The organism is Enterobacter cloacae complex sp. IR5428, assembly GCF_049238585.1.
Classification (GTDB): Bacteria; Pseudomonadota; Gammaproteobacteria; order Enterobacterales; family Enterobacteriaceae; genus Enterobacter; species Enterobacter intestinihominis.
In genome coordinates, this window is record NZ_JBMKHV010000027.1 from 1 (window position 1) to 21,999 (window position 21,999).

19 protein-coding genes are annotated in these 21,999 nt (G+C 58.4%); 11 read left to right on the forward strand and 8 right to left on the reverse strand.

The annotated features are described in order from the left end of the window. Positions 1-405: 405 nt before the first annotated feature. From ACOTXC_RS22290 to lsrR, 3 genes are all read right to left on the reverse strand, one after another. Positions 406-2,427, reverse strand: a complete 2,022-nt coding sequence (locus ACOTXC_RS22290) for an FAD-dependent oxidoreductase (protein ID WP_421767956.1) — start codon at positions 2,425-2,427, stop codon at positions 406-408. Between the two features lie 197 nt (positions 2,428-2,624). Beyond that, positions 2,625-4,211, reverse strand: coding sequence for an autoinducer-2 kinase (lsrK, locus tag ACOTXC_RS22295; RefSeq protein WP_063152832.1), 1,587 nt, complete (start codon positions 4,209-4,211; stop codon positions 2,625-2,627). 33 nt (positions 4,212-4,244) lie between these two features. Further along, positions 4,245-5,216, reverse strand: a complete 972-nt coding sequence (gene lsrR, locus ACOTXC_RS22300; RefSeq protein WP_022649464.1) for a transcriptional regulator LsrR — start codon at positions 5,214-5,216, stop codon at positions 4,245-4,247. Between the two features lie 215 nt (positions 5,217-5,431). On the opposite strand from lsrR, the gene lsrA reads away from it, so the two are divergent. The 6 genes from lsrA to lsrG are packed head-to-tail and all read left to right on the forward strand — an operon-like array spanning position 5,432 to position 11,117. Beyond that, positions 5,432-6,919 carry an autoinducer 2 ABC transporter ATP-binding protein LsrA gene (gene lsrA / locus ACOTXC_RS22305; protein WP_421767960.1) on the forward strand — a complete coding sequence of 496 codons (1,488 nt, stop codon included), beginning with the start codon at positions 5,432-5,434 and terminating at the stop codon, positions 6,917-6,919. Then, positions 6,916-7,947 (forward strand): autoinducer 2 ABC transporter permease LsrC, encoded by a 1,032-nt coding sequence (gene lsrC, locus ACOTXC_RS22310; RefSeq protein ID WP_150312440.1) that lies wholly within the window; start codon positions 6,916-6,918, stop codon positions 7,945-7,947. Before lsrA ends, lsrC begins: the two co-directional genes overlap by 4 nt. Beyond that, positions 7,948-8,925 (forward strand): autoinducer 2 ABC transporter permease LsrD, encoded by a 978-nt coding sequence (gene lsrD, locus ACOTXC_RS22315; RefSeq protein ID WP_022649461.1) that lies wholly within the window; start codon positions 7,948-7,950, stop codon positions 8,923-8,925. Position 8,926: 1 nt separating this feature from the next. Next, positions 8,927-9,928 (forward strand): autoinducer 2 ABC transporter substrate-binding protein LsrB, encoded by a 1,002-nt coding sequence (gene lsrB / locus ACOTXC_RS22320; RefSeq protein ID WP_032626349.1) that lies wholly within the window; start codon positions 8,927-8,929, stop codon positions 9,926-9,928. Positions 9,929-9,939: 11 nt separating this feature from the next. Further along, a complete protein-coding gene (gene lsrF / locus ACOTXC_RS22325) occupies positions 9,940-10,827 on the forward strand; it encodes a 3-hydroxy-5-phosphonooxypentane-2,4-dione thiolase (RefSeq protein ID WP_022649459.1) in 888 nt (295 codons plus the stop codon). Further along, entirely contained in the window at positions 10,824-11,117 is a 294-nt protein-coding gene (lsrG, locus tag ACOTXC_RS22330) for a (4S)-4-hydroxy-5-phosphonooxypentane-2,3-dione isomerase (protein ID WP_022649458.1), read from the forward strand. Before lsrF ends, lsrG begins: the two co-directional genes overlap by 4 nt. A 148-nt stretch (positions 11,118-11,265) precedes the next feature. Here lsrG and ACOTXC_RS22335 read toward each other — a convergent pair whose 3' ends face one another. Further along, entirely contained in the window at positions 11,266-11,955 is a 690-nt protein-coding gene (locus ACOTXC_RS22335; protein ID WP_023298680.1) for a B3/4 domain-containing protein, read from the reverse strand. A gap of 42 nt (positions 11,956-11,997) precedes the next feature. Here ACOTXC_RS22335 and ACOTXC_RS22340 point away from each other — a divergent pair, with 42 nt between their 5' ends. Continuing rightward, the gene (locus ACOTXC_RS22340; protein ID WP_045308009.1) at positions 11,998-12,600 is read left to right on the forward strand and encodes a helix-turn-helix domain-containing protein; all 603 of its coding nucleotides are present in this window, start codon (positions 11,998-12,000) and stop codon (positions 12,598-12,600) included. Between the two features lie 85 nt (positions 12,601-12,685). Here the strand turns inward: ACOTXC_RS22340 and ygjG are convergent, their stop codons facing one another. After that, entirely contained in the window at positions 12,686-14,065 is a 1,380-nt protein-coding gene (gene ygjG, locus ACOTXC_RS22345) for a putrescine aminotransferase (RefSeq protein ID WP_421767957.1), read from the reverse strand. A 422-nt stretch (positions 14,066-14,487) separates the two neighbouring features. On the opposite strand from ygjG, the gene ACOTXC_RS22350 reads away from it, so the two are divergent. Both ACOTXC_RS22350 and ACOTXC_RS22355 read left to right on the forward strand, forming a co-directional pair. After that, a complete protein-coding gene (locus tag ACOTXC_RS22350; protein ID WP_063152828.1) occupies positions 14,488-16,008 on the forward strand; it encodes a methyl-accepting chemotaxis protein in 1,521 nt (506 codons plus the stop codon). A 239-nt stretch (positions 16,009-16,247) separates the two neighbouring features. Then, positions 16,248-17,807 carry a methyl-accepting chemotaxis protein gene (locus tag ACOTXC_RS22355; RefSeq protein ID WP_421767958.1) on the forward strand — a complete coding sequence of 520 codons (1,560 nt, stop codon included), beginning with the start codon at positions 16,248-16,250 and terminating at the stop codon, positions 17,805-17,807. Here the strand turns inward: ACOTXC_RS22355 and ACOTXC_RS22360 are convergent. Then, complete coding sequence (locus ACOTXC_RS22360) at positions 17,804-18,298, reverse strand: PadR family transcriptional regulator (RefSeq protein WP_017382401.1); 495 nt, start codon at positions 18,296-18,298, stop codon at positions 17,804-17,806. The genes ACOTXC_RS22355 and ACOTXC_RS22360 overlap by 4 nt on opposite strands. A gap of 145 nt (positions 18,299-18,443) precedes the next feature. Here ACOTXC_RS22360 and ACOTXC_RS22365 point away from each other — a divergent pair, with 145 nt between their 5' ends. Continuing rightward, positions 18,444-19,208 carry a siderophore-interacting protein gene (locus ACOTXC_RS22365; protein WP_032626343.1) on the forward strand — a complete coding sequence of 255 codons (765 nt, stop codon included), beginning with the start codon at positions 18,444-18,446 and terminating at the stop codon, positions 19,206-19,208. Here the strand turns inward: ACOTXC_RS22365 and ACOTXC_RS22370 are convergent, their stop codons facing one another. Together ACOTXC_RS22370 and ACOTXC_RS22375 are read right to left on the reverse strand one after the other, a co-directional pair. Next, positions 19,209-20,378 (reverse strand): DNA repair protein, encoded by a 1,170-nt coding sequence (locus ACOTXC_RS22370; protein ID WP_045308006.1) that lies wholly within the window; start codon positions 20,376-20,378, stop codon positions 19,209-19,211. Between the two features lie 456 nt (positions 20,379-20,834). Further along, entirely contained in the window at positions 20,835-21,326 is a 492-nt protein-coding gene (locus ACOTXC_RS22375) for an Hcp family type VI secretion system effector (protein ID WP_324286006.1), read from the reverse strand. A gap of 206 nt (positions 21,327-21,532) precedes the next feature. Here ACOTXC_RS22375 and ACOTXC_RS22380 point away from each other — a divergent pair, with 206 nt between their 5' ends. Further along, positions 21,533-21,889: a polymorphic toxin type 44 domain-containing protein gene (locus tag ACOTXC_RS22380; protein WP_421767959.1), complete on the forward strand. Its 357-nt coding sequence runs from the start codon at positions 21,533-21,535 to the stop codon at positions 21,887-21,889. The last annotated feature ends 110 nt before the right edge of the window (positions 21,890-21,999 follow it).

Consider the following 21,999-nt stretch of genomic DNA (forward strand, 5'->3'; position numbering starts at 1 on the left):
AGGGTGTTTTTGCCTCAGGGCCGTAAGCTGCCCGGCGATATCATCAGGAACTGTCCGGGAGTGGGAGTGCGGAGCACGCGACCGGTCAGAGAGAGATGACAGGTCAGAGGGGTCAAAACGCTGAAGCTATTTGTAACCGGTTTTTCGACTGATGCCGAAGAGACGGCAGAGGGCAGAAAAAGAATCCGTACCTGCATGGCAGGCACGGATAAAATCAAGGCGTTGCATAGGTCGGGTCTCAGTCCAGGGCATAGCGAGTCTCCTCTTCTATGCCAGTTATAACTGTTACCCATGTATCCGGTCTAAAGTGTTACCCATGTTTCCGGTTCATACCCTTCGCTTACCGGGCCTACAATGGCCTCGGACCCGTAGGCCCGGTAAGCGAAGCGCCACCGGGCGATGCCGTTAAATACTCAGCGCCAGTTTTGTCCCCTGCGCAATCGCCCGCCGCGCATCCAGTTCCATCGCCACGTCGCACCCGCCGATCAAATGCACCGTTTTACCCGCTTCGCGCAGCGGATCGGCCAGATCGCGCTTTGGCTCCTGTCCGGCGCACAAAATCACATGATCCACGCGCAGCAGCTGCGGTTCACCACCGATCAGCACATGCAGCCCGTCGTCGTCGATCTTCTGGTAGCTCACCCCCGGGATCATCTTTACCCCGCGCGAGAGCAGGGTGGCGCGGTGGATCCAGCCTGTGGTTTTCCCCAGCCCTTCACCCGGCTTGCTGGCTTTACGCTGGAGCATCACGATCTGACGCGGGCTTTTCGGCAGTTGCGGACCTTCCGGGCGTAAACCACCGGACTGACTGAGACTGGTATCAATGCCCCATTCCACGCAGAACTCAGCGATGTTCTGGCTGGTGGCTTCGCCCGGCTGGCTTAAATACATCGCGGTATCAAAACCGATCCCGCCGCAGCCGATGATCGCCACCTTCACGCCAACCGGCGCTTTGTCGCGCAGCACGTCCAGATAGCTCAATACCTTCGGATGATCGATGCCTTCGATCGCAGGGGTGCGCGGGGCGATCCCACTCGCGAGGATCACCTCGTCGAAACCGATCAGATCCGCCGCGCTGACAACCTGATTGAGCCGCAGATCGACGCCCGTCACCTCGATCATCCGGCGGTAATAGCGCAGCGTTTCATAGAACTCCTCTTTGCCGGGGATCTGTCTGGCGATAGTAAACTGCCCGCCGATTTCCGCCAGCGCATCAAACAGCGTCACGCTGTGCCCACGCGAGGCGGCATTGACCGCAAACGCCAGGCCAGCGGGTCCTGCGCCCACCACGGCCAGACGCTTCTTGTTGGTCGCAGGAACGATCGGCATTTTGGTTTCATGGCAGGCGCGGGGATTCACCAGGCAGGAGGTGACCTTGCCGACGAAGATCTGATCCAGACACGCCTGGTTACAGCCGATACAGGTGTTGATCTCATCCGCACGGCCGCTTTGCGCTTTGGAGAGCAGTTCGGCATCCGCGAGGAACGGACGCGCCATCGACACCATATCGGCGTCGCCGCGGGAGATCACATCGTCCGCCACCTGCGGATCGTTAATGCGGTTAGTGGTCACCAGCGGAACGGAGACTTTGCCTTTCAGCTTGCGCGTTACCCAGCTGAACGCCGCACGCGGCACCGGCGTGGCGATGGTGGGGATGCGCGCTTCGTGCCAGCCAATCCCGGTGTTGATAATGGTGGCACCAGCGGCTTCAATCGCCTGCGCCAGCTGCACGGTTTCGTCGAAGGTGCCGCCGCCTTCCACCAGGTCGAGCATCGACAGGCGGAAGATGATAATAAAATCCGCACCCGCACGTTCACGCACCGCACGCACCACCTCCACGGCAAAATGCATGCGGCGGGCATAGTCACCACCCCATTCGTCGTCGCGCTGGTTGGTGCGTGCGGCGAGGAATTCGTTGATCAGGTAGCCTTCTGAGCCCATCACCTCCACGCCGTCGTAACCCGCTTCCCGCGCCAGCGCGGCGCAGCGAGCAAAGTCATCTATCAGCGCCAGGATCTCGTCATGGCTGAGGGCATGGGGAGTAAAGCGGTTAATCGGCGCCTGAATAGCCGAGGGGGCAACCAGGTTCGGCTGATAGCTGTAGCGCCCGGTATGCAGAATTTGCAGGGCGATTTTGCCGCCCTCGTTGTGAACCGCGTCGGTCACCATGCGGTGGTGCGGCAGTTGTGACGCATCATTCAACACCGCGCCGCCCTCCATTGTCACCCCGGAAGGGGCAGGGGCTACGCCGCCGGTGACAATCAGCGCCACCCCGTGGCGCGCGCGCTCGGCATAGAAGGCTGCCAGACGTTCAGCCCCGTCCGGACGCTCCTCCAGCCCGGTGTGCATTGAGCCCATTAACACGCGGTTTTTGAGGGTAGTGAACCCCAGATCGAGAGGGGCGAATAACGACGGGTAGCGGCTCATAGTCTCTTCCAGTGTAAAATTATTGTTATGTGGTCGGATGAGTTACTAATTTAGCCAGCGGCGGCAGAAAGGTAAAAGCGGGATCGAATGATTGTGATAGATCTCAAAGAACTTCACCCCTCACCCCGGCCCTCTCCCCAGAGGGGAGAGGGTGAAAGGCCGCACGGAGCAGTCCCCTCTCCCCTCTGGGGAGAGGGTTAGGGTGAGGGGCGTGTGTCGCGCATCAGGCCCGGCGCCTGCCACATCGAGGTTGTCAGCCCGCTGTCCACCAGCCCGAGCTGGTCCGCGTATACCGCCTGCCATTTCTGCATCATGCCGTCGTACAGCTCGCGGTGCGCCGGGTTTGGCGTGAACTCGCGGCTCCACTTCACCAGCCGCTCGCCCGTCGAGGCCATATCCGCGAACAGCCCCGCGCCAGCTCCTGCGGCAATGGCGCAGCCGAGCGCCGTTGCCTCTTTGACTTCTGGCACGCGCACCGGCAGGCCGGTGACGTCGCTTAAAATCTGGCTCCACAGGGCGCCCTTTGCGCCGCCGCCGGCAAACACCAGGCTCTCAAACGTCACGCCGGAGAAGCGCGAAATCTGCGCCAGGTTGCAGGCCGAGACGATCGCCGCGTTCTCTTCCAGCGCGCGGAACAGCGTCGCTTTGTTGCACTTTTCCGGGTCAATGGAGAGGTTAATAAACGACGGCGCGGCGTGGTACCACTGTTTGAAATGCATCGCGTCGGAGAAGATCGGCATCACCCCGTGGGAGCCCGGCGGGACGCGGCTCGCCATCTCTTCGAGCAGGGAGTAGGGGTCCATTCCCATGCGTTCGGCAATCAGCTTCTCTTCGGCGCAGAAGGCGTCGCGGAACCAGCGCATGGTCAGCCCGGTAAAGAAGCTGATCGACTCTGCCTGCGCCATGCCGGGGATAACGTGCGGGTTTACGCGGATGTTCATCTCAGGGTCGGTGCGCACCTGCGGCAGGTTCACCACCTGTTGCCAGAAGGTGCCGCCCAGCACCGCCGTTTGTCCGGCGCGCACCACGCCCAGCCCCAGACAGCCCAGCTGCACGTCGCCGCCGCCCATCACCACCGGGGTGCCCTCGCGCAGGCCGCTCTGTTGTGCGGCTGCTTTGGTGATGGCCCCCAGCACGGTGCCGGTCTCTTTTACCGGGGAGAGGATATCGGCGCGCAGCCCGGCCATGTCGAGCAGCGCCGGACGCCAGTCGCGGGAGAAGAGATCCAGCATGCCCGTCGTGCCCGCATTGGACGGGTCCACCGCCAGCTCGCCGGAGAGCTTCGCCGCCAGCCAGTCGCTGATCATAGTAATGGTGGCGGCTTTACGATAAATATCCGGACGATGGTGCGCCAGCCACAGCAGGCGCGGCATGGCGCTGAGGGCAAGCGTCTGGCCGGAAACGTCATACACTTCGGATTCAAACCGGTAATCGTGGATCTCTTTGAGTTCAGCTACCTCTCGGCTGGCGCGGGCGTCGACGTTGGCGCAGGCCCAAATAGCCTCGCCGTTGCGGTCGTACAGCACAATCCCTTCGCGCATCGAACAGCAGGCGACGGACTGAATATCCGCCGCGCTCAGGCGCGCGCGCTCCAGCGCCTGATGAATACACCGGCAGGCCAGCTGCCAGTTGGTGTCGAGGTCGAACTCCATCGAGCCCGGCACGTTCTCGACGCTCAGGTGTTTCCACTCGGCCTGGCCAACGGCAATCTGGTTGCCCTGCAAATCGAAAACAACGGCGCGAACGCTGCCTGTCCCTGCATCTAACGCTAAAAGGTAACTCATGAGCATGCCTCATTGTTAGCGCAGGGAGGGCTCTTAAATGGCCAGAGCCAGCACCGCGCGGGCTGTCGTCTCTTCCGTCACCAGGCCATTAATACGGCGGCCCTTAAGTGCGGCATAAATCGCATCGGCTTTCTCTTCCCCCCCGGCCACGCCTACGATGGTGGGCAGCTGTGCCAGTTCATCGAGCGTGACGCCCAGTAGTTCTTTGTGGATCTCCAGCTCCTCGACGCATTCCCCTTCGGCATTGAGGAAATAGCCAAGGATATCGCCCACCGCGCCTTTACGGGCGTACATCAACTGTTCACCTTCGCTGATATAGCCGGAGCGCAGTATCGTCGCGTCACGGCGCTGGTTCACCGAGCCAATGCCGACCACCGCCACGTCAGCGGCGGTGGCGGCGAGGATCACGTCCCGCACGCTGGTTTCGCGCTTTAAGATCCCGGCGACTTCAGCGGATGACACGCGAAGCGGGGCAGGGATCATGCTGACGCTACAGGCCGCATCCAGCTGGCCGATACCGGTCATATACGGCCCCACGCCGCCGGAGAGCGTCACCAGGCGGATCTGCTGTGAGCTAATAAAGCCGCTCAGGTGTTGCAGGCTGCTCATGGTGGTTTCACCGAAGCCCACCGCTAACAGCTGGCCGGGCTCCAGCACGCCCATCAGCGACTGGGCCGCGCCAATGCCTAACCGCACGTTCATCGGCGGCGTATTCAGGGCGGGCATCACGCGCACCAGCTTCAGGCCAAATCGTTGTTGCAACTCGGTTTCCAGCGCCAGGCAGCCCTCGTAGCGGGAGTTTATCTGCACGCGGATCACCCCGGACTGACGGCCTTTCTCCAGCAGGCGGGAGATCTTCAGGCGCGGCAGCCCGAGCCGCTCGCCGATGTCGTTCTGGGTCAGCCCGTCGTGGTAGTAGCACCAGGCCACGCGCGCCACCAGCTCCTCTTCCGCCAGTGCCAGCCCGGCAAACCGTCCTTCTTCCGCAGTGCGTTTATCGCTCATAGTTGAACTCTTATAAAAATTTAGATCATATGTTCGTGATGGTGCGGCGTGAAAATGTGAGCCACGCGACAAAACGGATCTTTTCGATCCTTCCCGGTTTATCTGAATCTCAATCGATAAAACTGTGATCCCTGCACGGTTGTAAATATAGTTCACCGTCTACGCTTTTGAACATTATTAAATCTAAAAATCATTTGTTCAATAGCGGAGCGATGATGACACCACTTCTCGAGGCACGTGACATCTGCAAACAGTTCTCTGGCGTGCCTGTGTTAAAAGGCATTGATTTCACGCTGCTTGCTGGGCAGGTGCATGCGCTGATGGGCGGTAACGGCGCGGGAAAATCGACGTTGATGAAAATCATCGCCGGGGTTGAAACGCCGGATCGCGGTGAGCTTTCGGTTGCGGGCGAGTCTTTTGCACGGCTTACCCCGTCGCAGGCGCACCGGTTAGGCATTTATCTGGTGCCACAGGAGCCGCTGCTTTTCCCCAACCTGACGGTGCGGGAAAACATCCTGTTTCGTCTGCCGCGCGAACGAGATCGGGAAAAGCGGCTGGCGGAGAAACTCCAGCAGCTGCAATGTCAGCTTAATCTCGATGCCGCTGCCAGCACTCTGGAAGTCGCGGATCAGCAGATGGTGGAGATCCTGCGCGGGCTGATGCGCAACGCCAGAATTCTGATCCTCGACGAACCCACGGCATCGCTCACGCCGGGCGAGACCGAACGCCTGTTTCGCCAGATCCGCGCGCTGCAGGATCTCGGCGTTGGCATTGTTTTTATCTCGCACAAGCTGCCGGAAATTCGCATGCTTTCGAGCCACGTCTCGGTGATGCGCGACGGCGCGGTGGTGCTGAGCGGCGAAACCGCGCACTTTGACGATAACGCCCTGATCGCCGCCATGACGCCGGTCAGCCGGGAAAAGTCGCTAAGCGATACGCAAAAGCTGTGGCTGGCGCTGCCGGGCAACCGCCGAACCCAGGCGCAGGATTTCCCGGTGCTGCGGGTGGAGGATCTCACCGGGGAAGGGTTTATCGATCTCAGCCTTGAGATTTACGCCGGGGAGATCGTCGGTCTGGCCGGGCTGGTGGGGTCCGGGCGTACCGAGTTTGCCGAAACGCTTTACGGCCTGCGTCCGGTACGCGGCGGGCGAGTGTGGCTGGAGAACCAGGAGATCACCGCCGATCCGGTCAGTTCCCGTCTGAAAAAAGGGCTGGTTTATCTGCCGGAAGACAGGCAGGTGTCCGGCCTGTTTCTCGACGCGCCTGTCCGCTGGAACACCGTGACGCTGAACGAGCCGTCGCTCTGGCAGCAGCGAAAGCGGGAGTCTGCGGTAGTGGAGCGTTACCACCGGGCGCTGGGGATCAAGCTCAACCATGCGGATCAAACCGTGCGCACGCTCTCCGGTGGTAATCAGCAGAAGGTGCTGCTGGCGCGCTGCCTGGAGGCTAATCCTTTATTGCTGATCGTCGATGAACCGACGCGCGGCGTGGACGTCTCGGCGCGCGCCGATATTTATCAGCTGCTGAAAAGCGTGGCGGCGCAGAACGTGGCGGTGCTGATGATCTCAAGCGATCTCGATGAGTTTCCCGGCCTCGCGGATCGGGTGCTGGTAATGCATCAGGGCGTGCTCAGCGGCGAGCTGCCGCGCCACGCCGTCAGCCTCGATCGGATGATGGCGCTGGCGTTTGGAGGGCAATCATGAAGATCTTACTGAAAAACCGCGAGCTGAGCGCGTTTCTCGCCATTCTGGCGCTGTTCGCCGTGCTGGTGGCGCTGAACCCGTCGTACCTGAGCTTACAGACGCTGGGGATGATCTTCGCCAGCTCGCAGATCCTGATCCTGCTGGCCATCGGCGCGGCGCTGGTGATGCTGACCCGTAATATCGACGTCTCCGTCGGCTCCACCGTCGGGCTGTCCGCCATTGCCGTCGGCGTGGCTCTCAACAGCGGCTACAGTCTGCCCGTTTCCATTCTCTTCGCGCTGACGATTGGCGCGCTGGCGGGGGCGTTCAACGGTTTTCTGGTGGTGGGGCTGCGCATTCCAGCGATTGTCGCCACCCTCGGCACGCTGGGGCTGTATCGCGGGGCGATGCTGCTCTGGACCGGCGGGAAGTGGATAGAAGGGCTGCCGCCGGGGCTGAAATCCCTCTCTGAGCCTGCCGCCGTCGGCATTTCGCCGCTCGGCATGCTGGTGTTGATTATTGCGGCCACAGGCGCGTGGACGCTGTCGCGCACCGCCTTTGGACGTAATTTTTACGCCGTGGGGGATAACCTCACCGCCGCGCGCCAGCTGGGCGTGGCGGTGAACCGCACCCGCATGATCGCCTTTACCCTCAACGGCATGCTGGCGGCCTGCGCCGGGATCGTCTTTGCCGCGCAGATAGGCTTTGTGCCCAACCAGACCGGCAGCGGGCTGGAGATGAAAGCCATCGCTGCCTGCGTGCTGGGGGGCATCTCGCTGCTGGGCGGCACCGGCACGCTGGTCGGTGCGTTCCTCGGCGCGTTCTTCCTCACCCAAATCGATACCGTGCTGGTGCTGTTCAGGCTCCCGGCGTGGTGGAACGACTTTATCGCCGGGTTGGTGCTGCTGGGCGTGCTGGTGCTCGACGGGCGTCTGCGTCAGGCACTGGCGCGGCATCAGCGGGCGCTGAAATACAGCCGTTTCCAGCCCGGTAACAAAGGGGGAAAGCACGTCACCCCGTTTCCCAAACGCAAAAAAGAGGTGGCGTGAATGAGGCTTAACTGGGAAAGCGCGCTGCTGATTTTACTGGTGCTGGAGATCCTGCTCTTCGGCGCCATCAACCCGCGCATGCTCGACATCAACATGCTGCTGTTCAGCACCAGCGACTTTATCTGCATTGGCATCGTGGCGCTGCCGCTTACGCTGGTTATCATCAGCGGCGGGATCGACATCTCCCTCGGCTCAACCATCGGCCTGTGCGCCATCGCGCTGGGGGTGATGATGCAGGCCGGGTGGCCGATGGCGGTTGCCATCCCGCTGACGCTGCTGCTCGGCCTGCTGTGCGGGCTGGTGAATGCGGCGCTGATCCACTACACCGGCATCAGCCCGTTGGTCATTACCCTCGGCACGCTCTACCTCTACGGCGGCGGGGCGCTGCTGCTCTCCGGCATGGCGGGGGCGACGGGCTACGAGGGGATCGGCGGCTTCCCGGACAGCTTTACCGCCTTCGCTAACCTCACGGTGATGGGCCTGCCGATCCCGCTGGTGCTGTTCGCGGTGATTACCGCTTTCTTCTGGCTGATTACCCATCGCGGGCGCTTTGGTCGGCATCTGTTTTTAATTGGCCAGAATCCGCGCGCGGCGCGCTATGCGGCGCTGTCGGTGAACGGTATGCCGTATGCGCTGTACGGCCTGGTGGGCGTGGCCTCGGCGATTGCCGCGCTGGTGATGGTCTCCTATTTCGGCTCCGCGCGTTCGGATCTGGGGCGCGATTTACTGATGCCTGCGCTCACCGCCGCCGTGCTCGGCGGAGCGAATATCTACGGCGGCTCAGGTTCGGTTGTCGGTACGGCGCTGGCGGCGCTGCTGGTGGGGTACCTGCAACAGGGTTTACAGATGGTTGGCATCCCCAACCAGGTGTCGAGCGCGCTGTCAGGGGCGCTGCTGGTTGTGGTGGTGATGGGGCGTTCGCTGAGTCTGCACCGTGAATGGGTGCGTTCTCTCTTCAGAAAACTATCCGGAGCGTAAGATGAAAACAAAACTGCTCGTCCTGGCAATGGCCCTCAGCTTCGCTTCGGCGCAGGCGGCGGACCGCATTGCCTTTATCCCAAAACTGGTGGGTGTGGGATTCTTCACCAGCGGCGGCAACGGCGCGAAAGAGGCGGGGAAAGAACTTGGCGTGGACGTGACTTACGACGGCCCGACCGAGCCGAGCGTCTCCGGCCAGGTGCAACTGATCAATAACTTCGTCAACCAGGGCTATAACGCCATCATCGTCTCTGCCGTGTCGCCGGACGGTCTCTGCCCGGCGCTGAAGCGCGCGATGCAGCGCGGCGTGAAGGTCCTGACCTGGGATTCCGACACCAAACCGGAGTGCCGCAGCATTTACATCAACCAGGGCACGCCGGAACAGCTGGGCGGCCTGCTGGTGGAGATGGCAGGCAAACAGGTCACCAAACCGAACGCGAAAGTGGCGTTCTTCTACTCCAGCCCCACCGTCACCGACCAGAACCAGTGGGTGAAAGAGGCGAAGGCCAAAATCGAGAAAGACCATCCCCAGTGGCAGGTCGTCACCACGCAGTTTGGCTATAACGACGCCACTAAATCCCTGCAAACCGCCGAGGGGATCTTAAAAGCCTATCCGGATCTGGATGCGATCATCGCCCCGGACGCCAACGCCCTGCCGGCGGCGGCACAGGCGGCGGAAAACCTGAAGCGGGAAGGGGTGGCGATTGTCGGCTTCAGCACGCCAAACGTGATGCGTCCGTACGTTGAGCGCGGCACGGTGAAAGCCTTCGGCCTGTGGGACGTGGTGCAGCAGGGCAAAATTGCAGTCAATGTCGCCGATCGTTTACTGAAAAAAGGCGATCTTAACCCTGGCGACAGCGTGGAGGTGAAAGATATCGGGACGCTGAAGGTCGAGCCGAACAGTGTGCAGGGCTACCAGTATGAGGCGAAGGGCAACGGCATCGTGCTGCTGCCGGAGCGGGTGGTGTTCACCAAAGAGAACATCAGCAAATACGATTTCTGACGGGGGAGCAAATGGCTGATTTAGACGACATCAAAGACGGCAAGGATTTTGGCATCGGTACGCCGCAGCAGAATGTGCCGTACACCCTGAAGGGCTGCGGTTCGCTCGACTGGGGCATGCAGTCCCGGCTTTCGCGCATCTTCAATCCGCAGAGCAACCGCACGGTGATGCTGGCCTTTGACCACGGTTACTTTCAGGGACCGACCACCGGCCTTGAGCGTATCGATCTCTCCATCGCGCCGCTGTTTGGCGAAACCGACGTGCTGATGTGTACCCGCGGCATCCTCAGGAGCCAGGTACCTGCCGCGACGAACAAACCGGTGGTGCTGCGCGCCTCCGGCGGTAACTCGATTCTGGGCGAGCTGTCTAACGAGTGCGTGGCGGTGGCGATGGAAGACGCGCTGCGCCTGAACGTCTGCGCGGTGGCGGCGCAGGTCTATATCGGAAGCCCGTTTGAACATCAGTCAATCAACAACATCATCAAGCTGGTGGATGCGGGGGCGCGTTACGGCATGCCGACGCTGGCGGTGACGGGCGTGGGTAAAGAGATGGCGCGCGACGCGCGCTATTTCTCGCTCGCCAGCCGCATCGCTGCCGAAATGGGGGCCCAGTTCGTCAAAACCTACTACGTGGACGAGGGCTTTGAAAAAGTGACCGCCAGCTGTCCGGTGCCGATTGTTATCGCGGGCGGCAAAAAGCTGCCGGAGCATGAGGCGCTTGAGATGTGCTGGCGGGCGATTGACCAGGGCGCGTCCGGCGTGGATATGGGGCGCAACATCTTCCAGTCCAGCGCGCCGCTCGCCATGCTGAAGGCGGTGAAGAAAGTGGTTCACGAGAACATGAGCGCCCGGGAGGCGTTCCAGTTCTGGCAGGAAGAGAAACAGGGAGAAGCAAAATGAACGTGACGCTGGTGGAAATCAACATCAAACCCGAGCGAGTGGATGAGTTTCTGGAGGTGTTTCGCGCCAACCACGAGGGAGCGATCCAGGAGCCGGGCAACCTGCGCTTTGACGTCTTGCAGGACCCGAGGGTGAAAACCCGGTTCTTTATCTATGAGGCCTATAAAGACGAAGAGGCGGTGTTGGCGCATAAGCAAACGCCACACTATCTGGCGTGCGTGGACAAGCTCGAAGAGTTGATGTCAGAGCCGCGCAAAAAACGCTGCTTTGTGGGGTTGTTGCCGGAGTAGCGTTTTGCCCGGTGGCGCTGCGCTTACCGGGCATACGGGGGCGAGAGGGTGCGGTGTTTGCCCGGTGGCGCTAACGCTTACCGGGCCTACGGGTACGGGGGGGGGTTGATTTTGTAGGCCGGGTAAGCGAAGCGCCACCCGGCGTTGTTCACGCCAGCTCCAGCAACTGAACACGCGCCGTCGCGCCCGGCATCAGCTTTTGCAGATTGCTCACCAGCTCATCGCCAGCTTCCTGTAATGCCGCCAGCGGCATCGACGGCAGGCTTTCGAGAATAAACCACATGGACTGCGCCTGGCTGTCCAGACGCGTGCGTATCCCCTGTCGCCAGTTCCAGCGGCGGCAGGTGACGCCAAGATCGTCACGCCAGATAACTTCGCCTGGTTCCGGGTTTTCGACTACCGGCTCACCCTCTTTAAAGGTATCAAACGGCTCGCTGCCGTCGGCCAGCGTCAGGCGCGGCGCACCCGCATAAGCCGCCAGATTTTCTCCCCCCACCGGAATAGCGTAGCGGATGCTGATGGCATTATAGATATCCACCACCGGGTCGAGCGGCGGCAGCGAACCGTCTCTCATCACGCGCTTACGCAGAGCCGAGGCCGAGCAGGGCGTACGTTTGGGTTTTGCACCAAAGGCTTTAAACACCTCATCCCAGGCGGCGAGATGATTTTCTGCCCAGGGCACATCATCATTGAGCATCTGCTGGCAGACCTGCGCCAGCGCGGCGGGAGCAACCTCCGGTTGGGTGATCGGGGCGGCTTCAACCTGAATGCTCAACGCCCGAAAGCCGGGCGCGATCCCGACAAGTCGCGAATCTATTGACGGTGCTACAAGAGACATAAATAATCCTGTATTGACTGTTTTATACCATGGTAGTGACCAATGACTGATAAAGTCAATATAATGACCGACGCGGGCGCCGATGTTGCCCAGGTAAGCCTGGCCGTCGCGAACCGTATCCGCAGCTGGCGGAAAGAGAAAAAACTGTCGCTGGACGAGCTTTCTCGCCGCGCCAGCGTCAGCAAAGGCATGCTGGTGGAGATCGAAAAAGGGGCTGCCAACCCCAGCATTGCCATTCTGTGTAAACTGGCCGCCGCGCTTGGCGTTTCGGTGGCAGATATCGTTAATGTCTCCAGCGAGCCGCAGGTACACATTATTCAGGAAGAGGCGATCCCAGTTCTGTGGCAGGGCGCACAGGGCGGTTACGCCAGATTGCTGGCAGGCACCGCAGGCCCGGACATGATTGAGCTGTGGCAGTGGGAGATGCATCCGGGAGAAACGTTCACCTCTCCGGGACATCCGGCGGGAACGTTTGAGCTGCTGCACGTGAACGAAGGCGTATTAACCCTGACGGTGGACGAGACGGTGGCACAGGTTAATGCTGGCGCGTCGGCGGTGGCGAAAACGGAAGCGGCGCACGGCTATGCCAATGAAAGCGATACCGTGCTTCGCTTCACCATGACGGTGGCAGAGTTTCACCGATAAAAAGCAGCCCGGTGGCGCTGCGCTTACCGGGTCGACATCTGCAGTATGTTGTAGGCCGGGTAAGCGTAGCGCCACCCGGCGTTTTTTACACCTCTTCCACGCTCACCCGCAGCGCCGCCAGCGCCTTACGCGCCGCCTTCAGCACCTGCTCACACTGCTCAATGGTGAGCGTCAACGGTGGCTCAATGCGGATGGTTTTCGAGTTGTTGAGCGTTCCCGCCACCAGTACCCGCTGGCGGAACATCTCGCTTGCGAAGCTATAACCGGTTTCGTTATCAACGAACTCAATCGCCATCAGCATCCCTTTCCCGCGCGCATCCTGTACCAAATCCGGGTATTCCCGGCCCAGCTGACGGAAGCCGTCCAGCAGCATGTCGCCTTTCTGCTCCGCCTGCGCAGGCAGGTTTTGCTCCAGCAGCACGTTGATGGTGGCCAGCGCTGCCGCACAGGCCAGCGGGTTACCGCCAAAGGTGGTGGTATGTAAGAACGGGTTGTCGAATAGCACCGAGAAGACCTCCTCAGTGGCGACCGTTGCGCCAATCGGCATCACGCCGCCGCCGAGCGCTTTCGCCAGGCATAAAATGTCTGGCTGAACGTTCTCATGCTCGCAGGCGAACATCCTGCCGGTACGCCCCATCCCGGTCTGCACTTCGTCGAAGATCAGCAGCGCGCCAAACTCATCGCACAGCTGACGCACGGCGGGCAGATAGCCCTGCGGCGGGAGGATCACGCCTCCTTCGCCCTGAATCGGCTCCAGGATCACCGCCGCCACGTCGTCGCCGGTTTTACGGCATTCACTCAGCATGGTGCGCATGGCGTTGATGTCGCCGAACGGTACGTGGCGGAAGCCCGGCAGCAGCGGCATAAACGGTTTGCGGAAGGTGGATTTGGCGGTAGCAGACAGTGCGCCCAGGGATTTCCCGTGGAACGCGCCGCTGGTGGCGATAAAGGTGAATTTCCCGCGCGGCGACTGGTACGCTTTGGCGAGTTTAATCGCCGCTTCGACCGATTCGGTGCCGCTGTTGCTGAAGAAGCTGTATTTCAGCTTACCGGGCGTTAAGGCTGCCAGCGTTTTCGCGAGCATGGCGCGAAGCGGATCGAGCAGTTCCTGGCTATGGAGAGGTTGTTTCGCAAGTTGATTCTGTACGGCGGAAACCACAACTGGATTACGGTGCCCCACGTTGAAAATACCAAAACCACCCAGGCAATCGATAAACTCCTGTCCCTGGGTGTCGACAAGCGTATTCAGACTCCCCGCTTGCCACTCTACGGCTCCGTAATCCCCGCCGGCGGTAACAGATTTGCGATACTCCAGAAAACCAGGATTCACATGCTCTTTAAAGTAATCAATGACCTCACGGTTAAGTTGTTTCATCTCCTCATGATCAAGCGTTCGCTTTTCAATGAGATTCAGTGCGTGCGCGGTACAGGCAAGAGCCGAGGCGCTGGAAGGTAACCTGTTCAAAATATGCTCCCGGGGATCGCGTATCACATGATACTGAGTTAAGTATTGCAGGGATTACGCCACCTCAGATGCCTTAACAAAAATCGGGATAAACGCCAGGTGAAATCAGAGTTGCACAATATTTAATCATGCCATCGCGCGCCGCACGGGATAAGGGATAACGAGCCGGGGATGGGGTTTCGTCAATTGCACTGCTCCAGGGCAGGAAATGCGCCTTAAGTGTGCGCCGGGGGATCATGCTTTGTAGGTAGTTTCGTGTCGAAAGTATTTTAAATCAATTAATTAGAAAAGCGTACGAAAAGTGCGGTTTAACCGAGATTTGCGATCTCAATCATATTTAACAACTAAAGATAAATTTTTTATCGCCGAAAAAACATAAGCCACAAAATTAACATTCAAATAACCTGCAAGGGATGCTCACTATGTCCTCTCCTGACTATGTCACCCAGAATGAATATCCGCTGGACGATGACACCACGCTTATGTCGACCACCGACCTCCACAGCTACATGACCCACACTAACGACACTTTTGTGCAAGTGAGTGGCTTTACGCTTCAGGAGTTGCTCGGGCAGCCGCACAACATTGTGCGCCACCCGGATATGCCGAAAGCGGCTTTTGCCGACATGTGGTACACGCTGAAAAAGGGCGAGCCCTGGAGCGGGATTGTCAAAAACCGACGTAAAAATGGCGATCACTATTGGGTACGCGCCAATGCGGTACCGATGGTGCGTAACGGCCAGATGACGGGCTATATGTCCATTCGTACCCGCGCCACCGAGGACGAGATCGCCGCGGTGGAGCCGCTTTATAAGGCGCTCAATGAAGGACGTAGCAAAAAACGCATTCATAAAGGGCTGGTGGTGCGCAAAGGCTGGCTCGGCAAATTACCGGCGATGCCGCTGCGCTGGCGCGTGCGTAGCGTAATGGCGGTACTTTTTGCGGTGATGGCTGCAACGCTGGTTGCCAGTGCCGCAGGCTGGGCTTCGCTGGTGGCGGCAGCCGTGGTGATGCTGCTTGGCACCCTGGTGTTTGAGCAACAGATTGTCCGCCCGGTGGAAAACGTCGCAAGGCAGGCGCTCAGGGTCGCTACCGGCGAGCGTAACAGCGTGCAGCATCTTAACCGCAGCGATGAACTGGGGCTGATGCTGCGGGCCGTCGGACAACTGGGGCTGATGTGCCGCTGGCTTATCAACGACGTCTCCAGCCAGGTGGTGAGCGTGCGCGACGGCAGCGACAGGCTGGCGCAGGGCAATGAAGATCTCAACGACCGCACGCGCCAGACCGTGGCTAACGTGCAGCAGACTGTGGCAACAATGAACCAGATGGCGGCGTCGGTACAAAGTAACTCCGAGACCGCAGCCGAAGTCGACAAGCTGTCGATGGCTGCCAGCAGCGCGGCCACGCAGGGCGGCACCGTGATGCAGACCGTGGTGAAAACCATGGATGACATTGCCGACAGTACCCAGCGCATTGGCTCTATTACCTCGCTTATCAATGACATCGCCTTCCAGACCAATATTCTGGCGCTGAACGCCGCGGTTGAGGCGGCACGCGCGGGCGAACAGGGGAAAGGCTTTGCGGTGGTGGCGGGCGAAGTGCGTCATCTTGCCAGCCGCAGCGCGAACGCGGCTAACGATATTCGCAAGCTGATCGACGCCAGCGCCAGCAAAGTGCAGTCGGGCGCCGATCAGGTCCACGCCGCGGGACGTACCATGGATGATATTGTCGAGCAGGTGAAAAACGTCACGCAGCTTATCGCGCAGATCAGCCACTCCACCTCCGAGCAGGCTACAGGCCTGACAGAGCTGACCCGTGCCGTGGCAGAACTGGACAGCATTACGCAGAAAAATGCTGACCTGGTCGAAGAGAGCGCGCAGATTTCCGCGATGGTTAAGCACCGGGCCGGACGTCTTGAAGATGCGGTTACCGTGCTGCATTAAGAAATGCATGCTTCGATAAAGCCGTTTATTCTTCCGGGGTAAACGGCTTTTTTGTTTTTCAGAATAAGTTATGTTGTTAATGAAATATTAAGTAACTAAAAAAAGTACCCGATTTTTAATTGCTACGCCCCGGATTCATTGAAAGTGAGTAATAAAAAAACGATCAAAGTCATAAAGTTAGCGCGTTTCCTACCGATAACAGCGATCGTCTGAGAAATAATCACATCGATGGGGTAAATATGTTCATACATGACGTAAAGATCGGCACGAAATTATTTCTGGCGTTTGGATTATTTATTGTCCTGATGGTCGTCAGCGCAAGCTTGTCTCTGATGAGCCTGAATCGGGCAAACAATGGAATGCAAACCATTCTTACCAGCGACTATCCAACTACGGTAAAAGCGAACCAGTTAATCGACAACTTCCAGGAATTTATCAGCACGCAGCAGCTCATGCTGCTGGACGAACAGGGAATGTACACGACGCAATCAGAACAGCGTCTGAAGGCGATAAGCGAGCGCATCACCGCAATCCTGAGCGAGCTGGACAACGCTCTCAAGGATAAAAAATCCCAACAGGTGCTGGCGGACATCCACGGCGTACGCCAGCAATATCTTGACTCGCGCTACCGCATTTTGCAGGCCGTGCAGAATAACGACCGTGCGGGCGCGATAAACGAGATGATGACCAACACCCTGGACCTGCAACAGTCTTATAAAGCGAAAGTGCAGGCGCTGATTGCGATCCAGGATCATGAAATGCAGAGTGCGGGCGAGCAGGTGGAAGGCGATTTCCGCACTAATCGTCTGCTGCTGATCCTGATTACGCTTTTCAGCGTCGCGGCAGCCAGCCTGACTGTCTGGTTCATTGTGCGATCCATTACCCGCCCGCTGAACGACGCGGTGAATTTTGCGGAGGCCATCGCCGATGGCGATCTCACCGGCAGCATTACCTCGCACGGTAAAGATGAAACCGGACTGCTCCTCACCGCATTGATGGAGATGAAAACGCGCCTGCTGGAGATTGTGCAGCAGGTGCAAACCGGATCGGAAAACATCTCCAGCGCCGCCGCACAGATTGTCGCGGGCAACCAGGATCTGGCTGCCCGCACGGAGGAGCAGGCCAGTTCCGTTGAACAGACGGCCGCGTCGATGGAGCAGATTACCGCCACGGTGAAGAACACCGCGTCCCACACCGGAGAAGCGACGAACCTGTCTGCCGATGCGGCTGCCGTGGTCAAAAACAACGGCGAGATGATGAAGCAGGTCACCAGCAAAATGCGCCTGATTAACGAAACATCGAACAGGATGTCCGACATTATCGACCTGATCGACGCCATTGCCTTCCAGACCAACATTCTGGCGCTGAACGCGGCGGTCGAAGCGGCGCGCGCGGGTGAGCATGGCCGCGGCTTTGCGGTGGTGGCGGGCGAGGTACGCCAGCTCGCGCAGAAAAGTGCAACATCAGCAAGTGAGATCCGCCAGCTGATTGAAAGCTCCACAAGCCAGACGCAGGACGGCATGAACCTTGTGGAGAAAGCCAGCGGGCTTATCAACGGCATGGTCGGCAACGTGGAAGAGATGGACGTCATCCTGCGTGAAATTCGCCAGGCCAGCCATGAACAGACGGAAGGTATCTCGCAGATCAACAGCGCGATTGGCCTGATAGACGCCACCACCCAGCAGAACTCCGCGCTGGTGGAGGAGTCCGTTGCGGCGGCGGCATCCCTTAACGAACAGGCGATGCACCTGAAAGAGCTGGTCCGCGTGTTCCGCGTGAGCGACGGCGTGCTGGCTTAATCCAGCTGGGAGATCTCCAGTGCCGCGCGGTCAATCACGCCGATAATCTGTTTTAACTGCGCGTCGCTGAGTTCTCCCTGATTAACCTTCAGATCCAGAACCGCTTTGAAGTTATCCAGCGCCCGCTTCATCTGTGGGTTTTTGCGCAGCTGAAACCCGACGGAGCGCGCCTTGATACGCGTCTGGATCTGCTCCAGCTGTTCCCGATTGTCATCCAGCCATTGCTGCCCGGCGGCGTTAATCGCAATCCGCTTACGGCCGTTCTCTTCTTCGGTAATGGTGATCAGCGCCTGATCCTGCAAGTAATCCAGCGTCGGGTAGATCACGCCAGGGCTTGGCGTGTAATGTCCCTGCGTCAGGTTCTCGATCTCTTTAATCAGCTCATAACCATGGCTCGCGTTACGGGTCAGGATATCCAGGATCACCAGCCGCAAATCACCATGACCAAAAAATCGTGGCCGGCGTCCGCCGCCGTCGTGTTCGTGTCGCATGTTTCTTCCTTAATTTGATATATCTAAACTATATCTAAGATATATTCAGATGCAATCTAAAAGATCTTGATTTCTGAGTTAATAGCAATCATTATCATTAAAAATTCATTCCGATATATCGTATTCACCTGAGAAGGGCATCAACATGGCATCTACCCGTTACCCTCAACGTGTCCGCAATGACCTGCGTTTTCGTGAGCTGAACGTGATGCGCACTGAGCGAGTCAGCGCAGGATTTCAGCGCATTGTACTAGGCGGCGAGGCGCTGGAGGGCTTTAGCTCTCGCGGCTTTGACGACCATACCAAAGTCTTTTTCCCGGCACCGGGCACCCCTTTCGTGCCGCCTGTGGTGACCGATGAAGGCATCGACTGGGGCGACGGGGTGCGTCCGCAGGCGCGTGACTACACCCCGCTGTACGATGACGAAAAACACGAGCTGGCGCTCGATTTTTTCGTGCATGATGGCGGCATTGCCAGCAACTGGGCGGTAGAGGCGAAGGTGGGCGACAAGCTGACCATCGGCGGTCCGCGTGGTTCGCTGGTGGTGCCGGAAGATTACGCCTGGCAGTTGTACGTGTGCGACGAGTCGGGTATGCCCGCGCTGCGCCGCCGTTTAGAAAGCATCGCAAAACTGCCTGTTCCCCCGGCGATCCACGCCATCGTCACCGTGGGCGATGCGGCGTACCAGGACTATCTGGCGCACCTGAGCGGGTTCAACATCACCTGGGTTATCGGCCACAACGAGCAGGCGGTAGCCGACCATCTTGCAGCGCTGGCCGTGCCGGAAGAGGATTACTTTATCTGGCTGACCGGAGAGGGGAAGGTGGTGAAACGACTGAGCCGTCAGTTTGAAACCGACGCAATTGACCCACAGCTGGTACGTGCCAGTGCGTACTGGCACGCCAAATAATCAGGCTGCGGGATCCAGCTGCGCTTCGCTCACCTGATGTTCGAGTGAGGCGCATACCTCTCTCAGCGCTTTCTCCTGCTGGGCAAAGTAGGCTTCCATATTGCTGAGCGACGAGACGAGCAGCCAGGACTCTTCCTTCTCCAGCTCTGCCAGCTCGTTCACCAGGGTGTCGATTTGCTCACGCACCTGCGCCATTTTTTTGCGAATACGTTCCAGGTCGTTCAGCCTGTCGCTCGCCATCATCGGTTCAAACCCTTGTTGCAGACGGGCGACCAGCGAGCGAATGGCCTTCACGTCGCCGCGCTGTTTGGCCTGGTTGAGTTGCACCATCATCCTGTTGGCTTCCTCTTTTAAATCATCGGCAACCAGATCCGGGTGGCATAGCTTGCTCGCCTGACGCCAGAGCCGCTTCAGCTCGTTCCGATCCTCTTCAGAGAGAGCCTTGCCTTTACGCAGGCGCACTTCGGCATCATGATGCTGTTCGCGATACTTTTTGTACTCTTCGTTGGCCTCATCGCGCGCCTGACGTGCTGGCTCTTCTTCACGCGTTAAACCGGTCTCCAGCTCCATCGCTTCGGCCAGTAGGTTGGCAATCAGATTACTTTGCTGCTGAAGATGCTTGCGCGCCTCTGCCGCCTGAACGGAATCCGCAGGCAGATCTCGCCAGCGTCGGGTGAGCGTTGTCAGAACCTCTACAGCCTGCGCCATATAGCCCTGGCAGCGGCGGTAATCCTCTTCCCGACGACGCGTCTCCGCCTGCTGACGACGCAGGTTAAGCTCCGCCAGCGTTTTACGCAGGGCGAGGATCTGCTGCATCAACGGCCCGAGGCGGGAGAAATAGAGATCGTTGAACTCATCAAGCTGCTGTACCCGGGCGTTACGGCGATCAATCAGATCGCGCAAGCGCTCTTCCAGAGCCTTCAGCTCCAGCTTGCTGGCCGCCAGCTGCGGGTCACGCCACGGGGTAACGGCGCGCTGGCTTTGCAGCCAGGCGGTGATAGCGCGAAGGGCTGCGGTGTAATTTTTCTGCTCAAGCGCCGCGACGATGGACAGGAGATTATCGTCAAAGGCTTCCTCTTTGAGACGTTTCAACTGGCTCCGGATGATGTCGTCATCTTCCAGCTCAATGGCATTTTTAATGATTTCTAGCCGTTTGATCGGTGTGCTCATGATGCCTTTCGCTCTGGCGCTTAAGTATTTGAGTTAAGGTTAGTTGTTGTAAAAGCTACTGGAAATAATACACACGGATGATGATCGGCGCGATGGGGGATTTCTTTAGTTTTTAGGGTTTGTGAAAGAGTGAGAGTTATTGAATCTTCCTTCTGGAACGGGGAGCACGGGGTTAAATGTGACCTTAGAGTTCACTTTTGAATGCGTGAGCCGAGAAACTCGAAAATTTGGGGTTCTGGAGGCATGCAGCGGCAGCGGTACGCCGCAATAACTGCCAGAGAATGCTTAACAGCATTAAGCATGATTAAAATACCCCAAATGTATAAAAAGTGCGGAGAGCTGGCACCAGGTGATCGCGCGGGATGTTGCCATTGAGGGGAGGCTACGTGCTGGCAAACCGAGGGGGCGAAAGAATTGGCACTAAAAACAATACAGGGCGGATTAACCGCCCTTTTTTTACGCTGTAACCCGCTCGTTCCACGCGTCCGAGTATTGGATGTTCCCATCGCAATACTTCCAGGTGATCCGCTCATAGCGGAGCTGTATTCCCTCATTATGATTGTGTATCTGTAACGCTGGCTCTTTACAGTTATGCATGACGGGGTTAATGCTGACTACCCGGACGTTTTCAAGCAGCATATTGAAATATTCAAACTCCTGGCCCGCATCGTTGATTTTATACCACTTGATCTCTGCGCTTTTCAGCGTTTGGCCGGTGGCTACCGCTTTGTAGAGATACGGGCTGGAGCTATCAAACTCTTTTTCAATTACGAGCGGCGCATGTAAGCGCGTGCCGGTGATCTTGCCTGTGTTGTTATCGGTCGGAACTAACAAGCCGTGACTAAAAGAGAGTATCTCTATACTACCTTCTCTATTTTGAACATCCACAGATCCCTTAATCGGGTTGCCGCCATCATCCTTAAGCCATAGATAAGCAGGAATAGCCATTTTTAAAACTCCATTTCCATTGAGGGTAAACCCTCATTAATGACTAAATACGGATCGCAGGTGATACAAATTGTGTTATAGGTTCGTGTTATTTAATTTCGTTACTTATTGATGTTGCAAATAAAATTAATAAATTGATCTTCAGCAATACGCGTTACCGTTATTGCTCTTATGTTGCCCTTTTTGCCTGGCAGAAAGGAAGAACGATGGCATGTATACCGATTTATCCACCCCGCGGGCTGGAGATATTGCGCGAACACATAAGGCTCGCGCGGGCGCGTCACGAAGTCCAGAATATGGCCGCCCCGCTTACGTATACGTGGTTTTATGAGCGAGTAAGAAACGGCGGGCCGTGGGATTACAAACAACAAAAACGGGCTTATGCTGACTTCGGGAATTTCCATTACGGCGCTGTAGGTTATGCAGCGTGCATCCCTGCAAAGATTTTGCTTATTGCTGCCGGCGCGGCGCAGTGGAAAGCCGGCACATCAAGACCCGAATGGGGTAATTTCACGGGGGCCCCGCCGTTTGGTGATGATCCGATTGTGAATCGCCACGGATAATCTAGACACTTCTGAGCCGTTGATAATATAGGTTTTCATATTCAGCCGGTGGCATCTGCTCGCTCGAACCATGCCGACGCTTACTGTTATAAAACATTTCGATATAATCA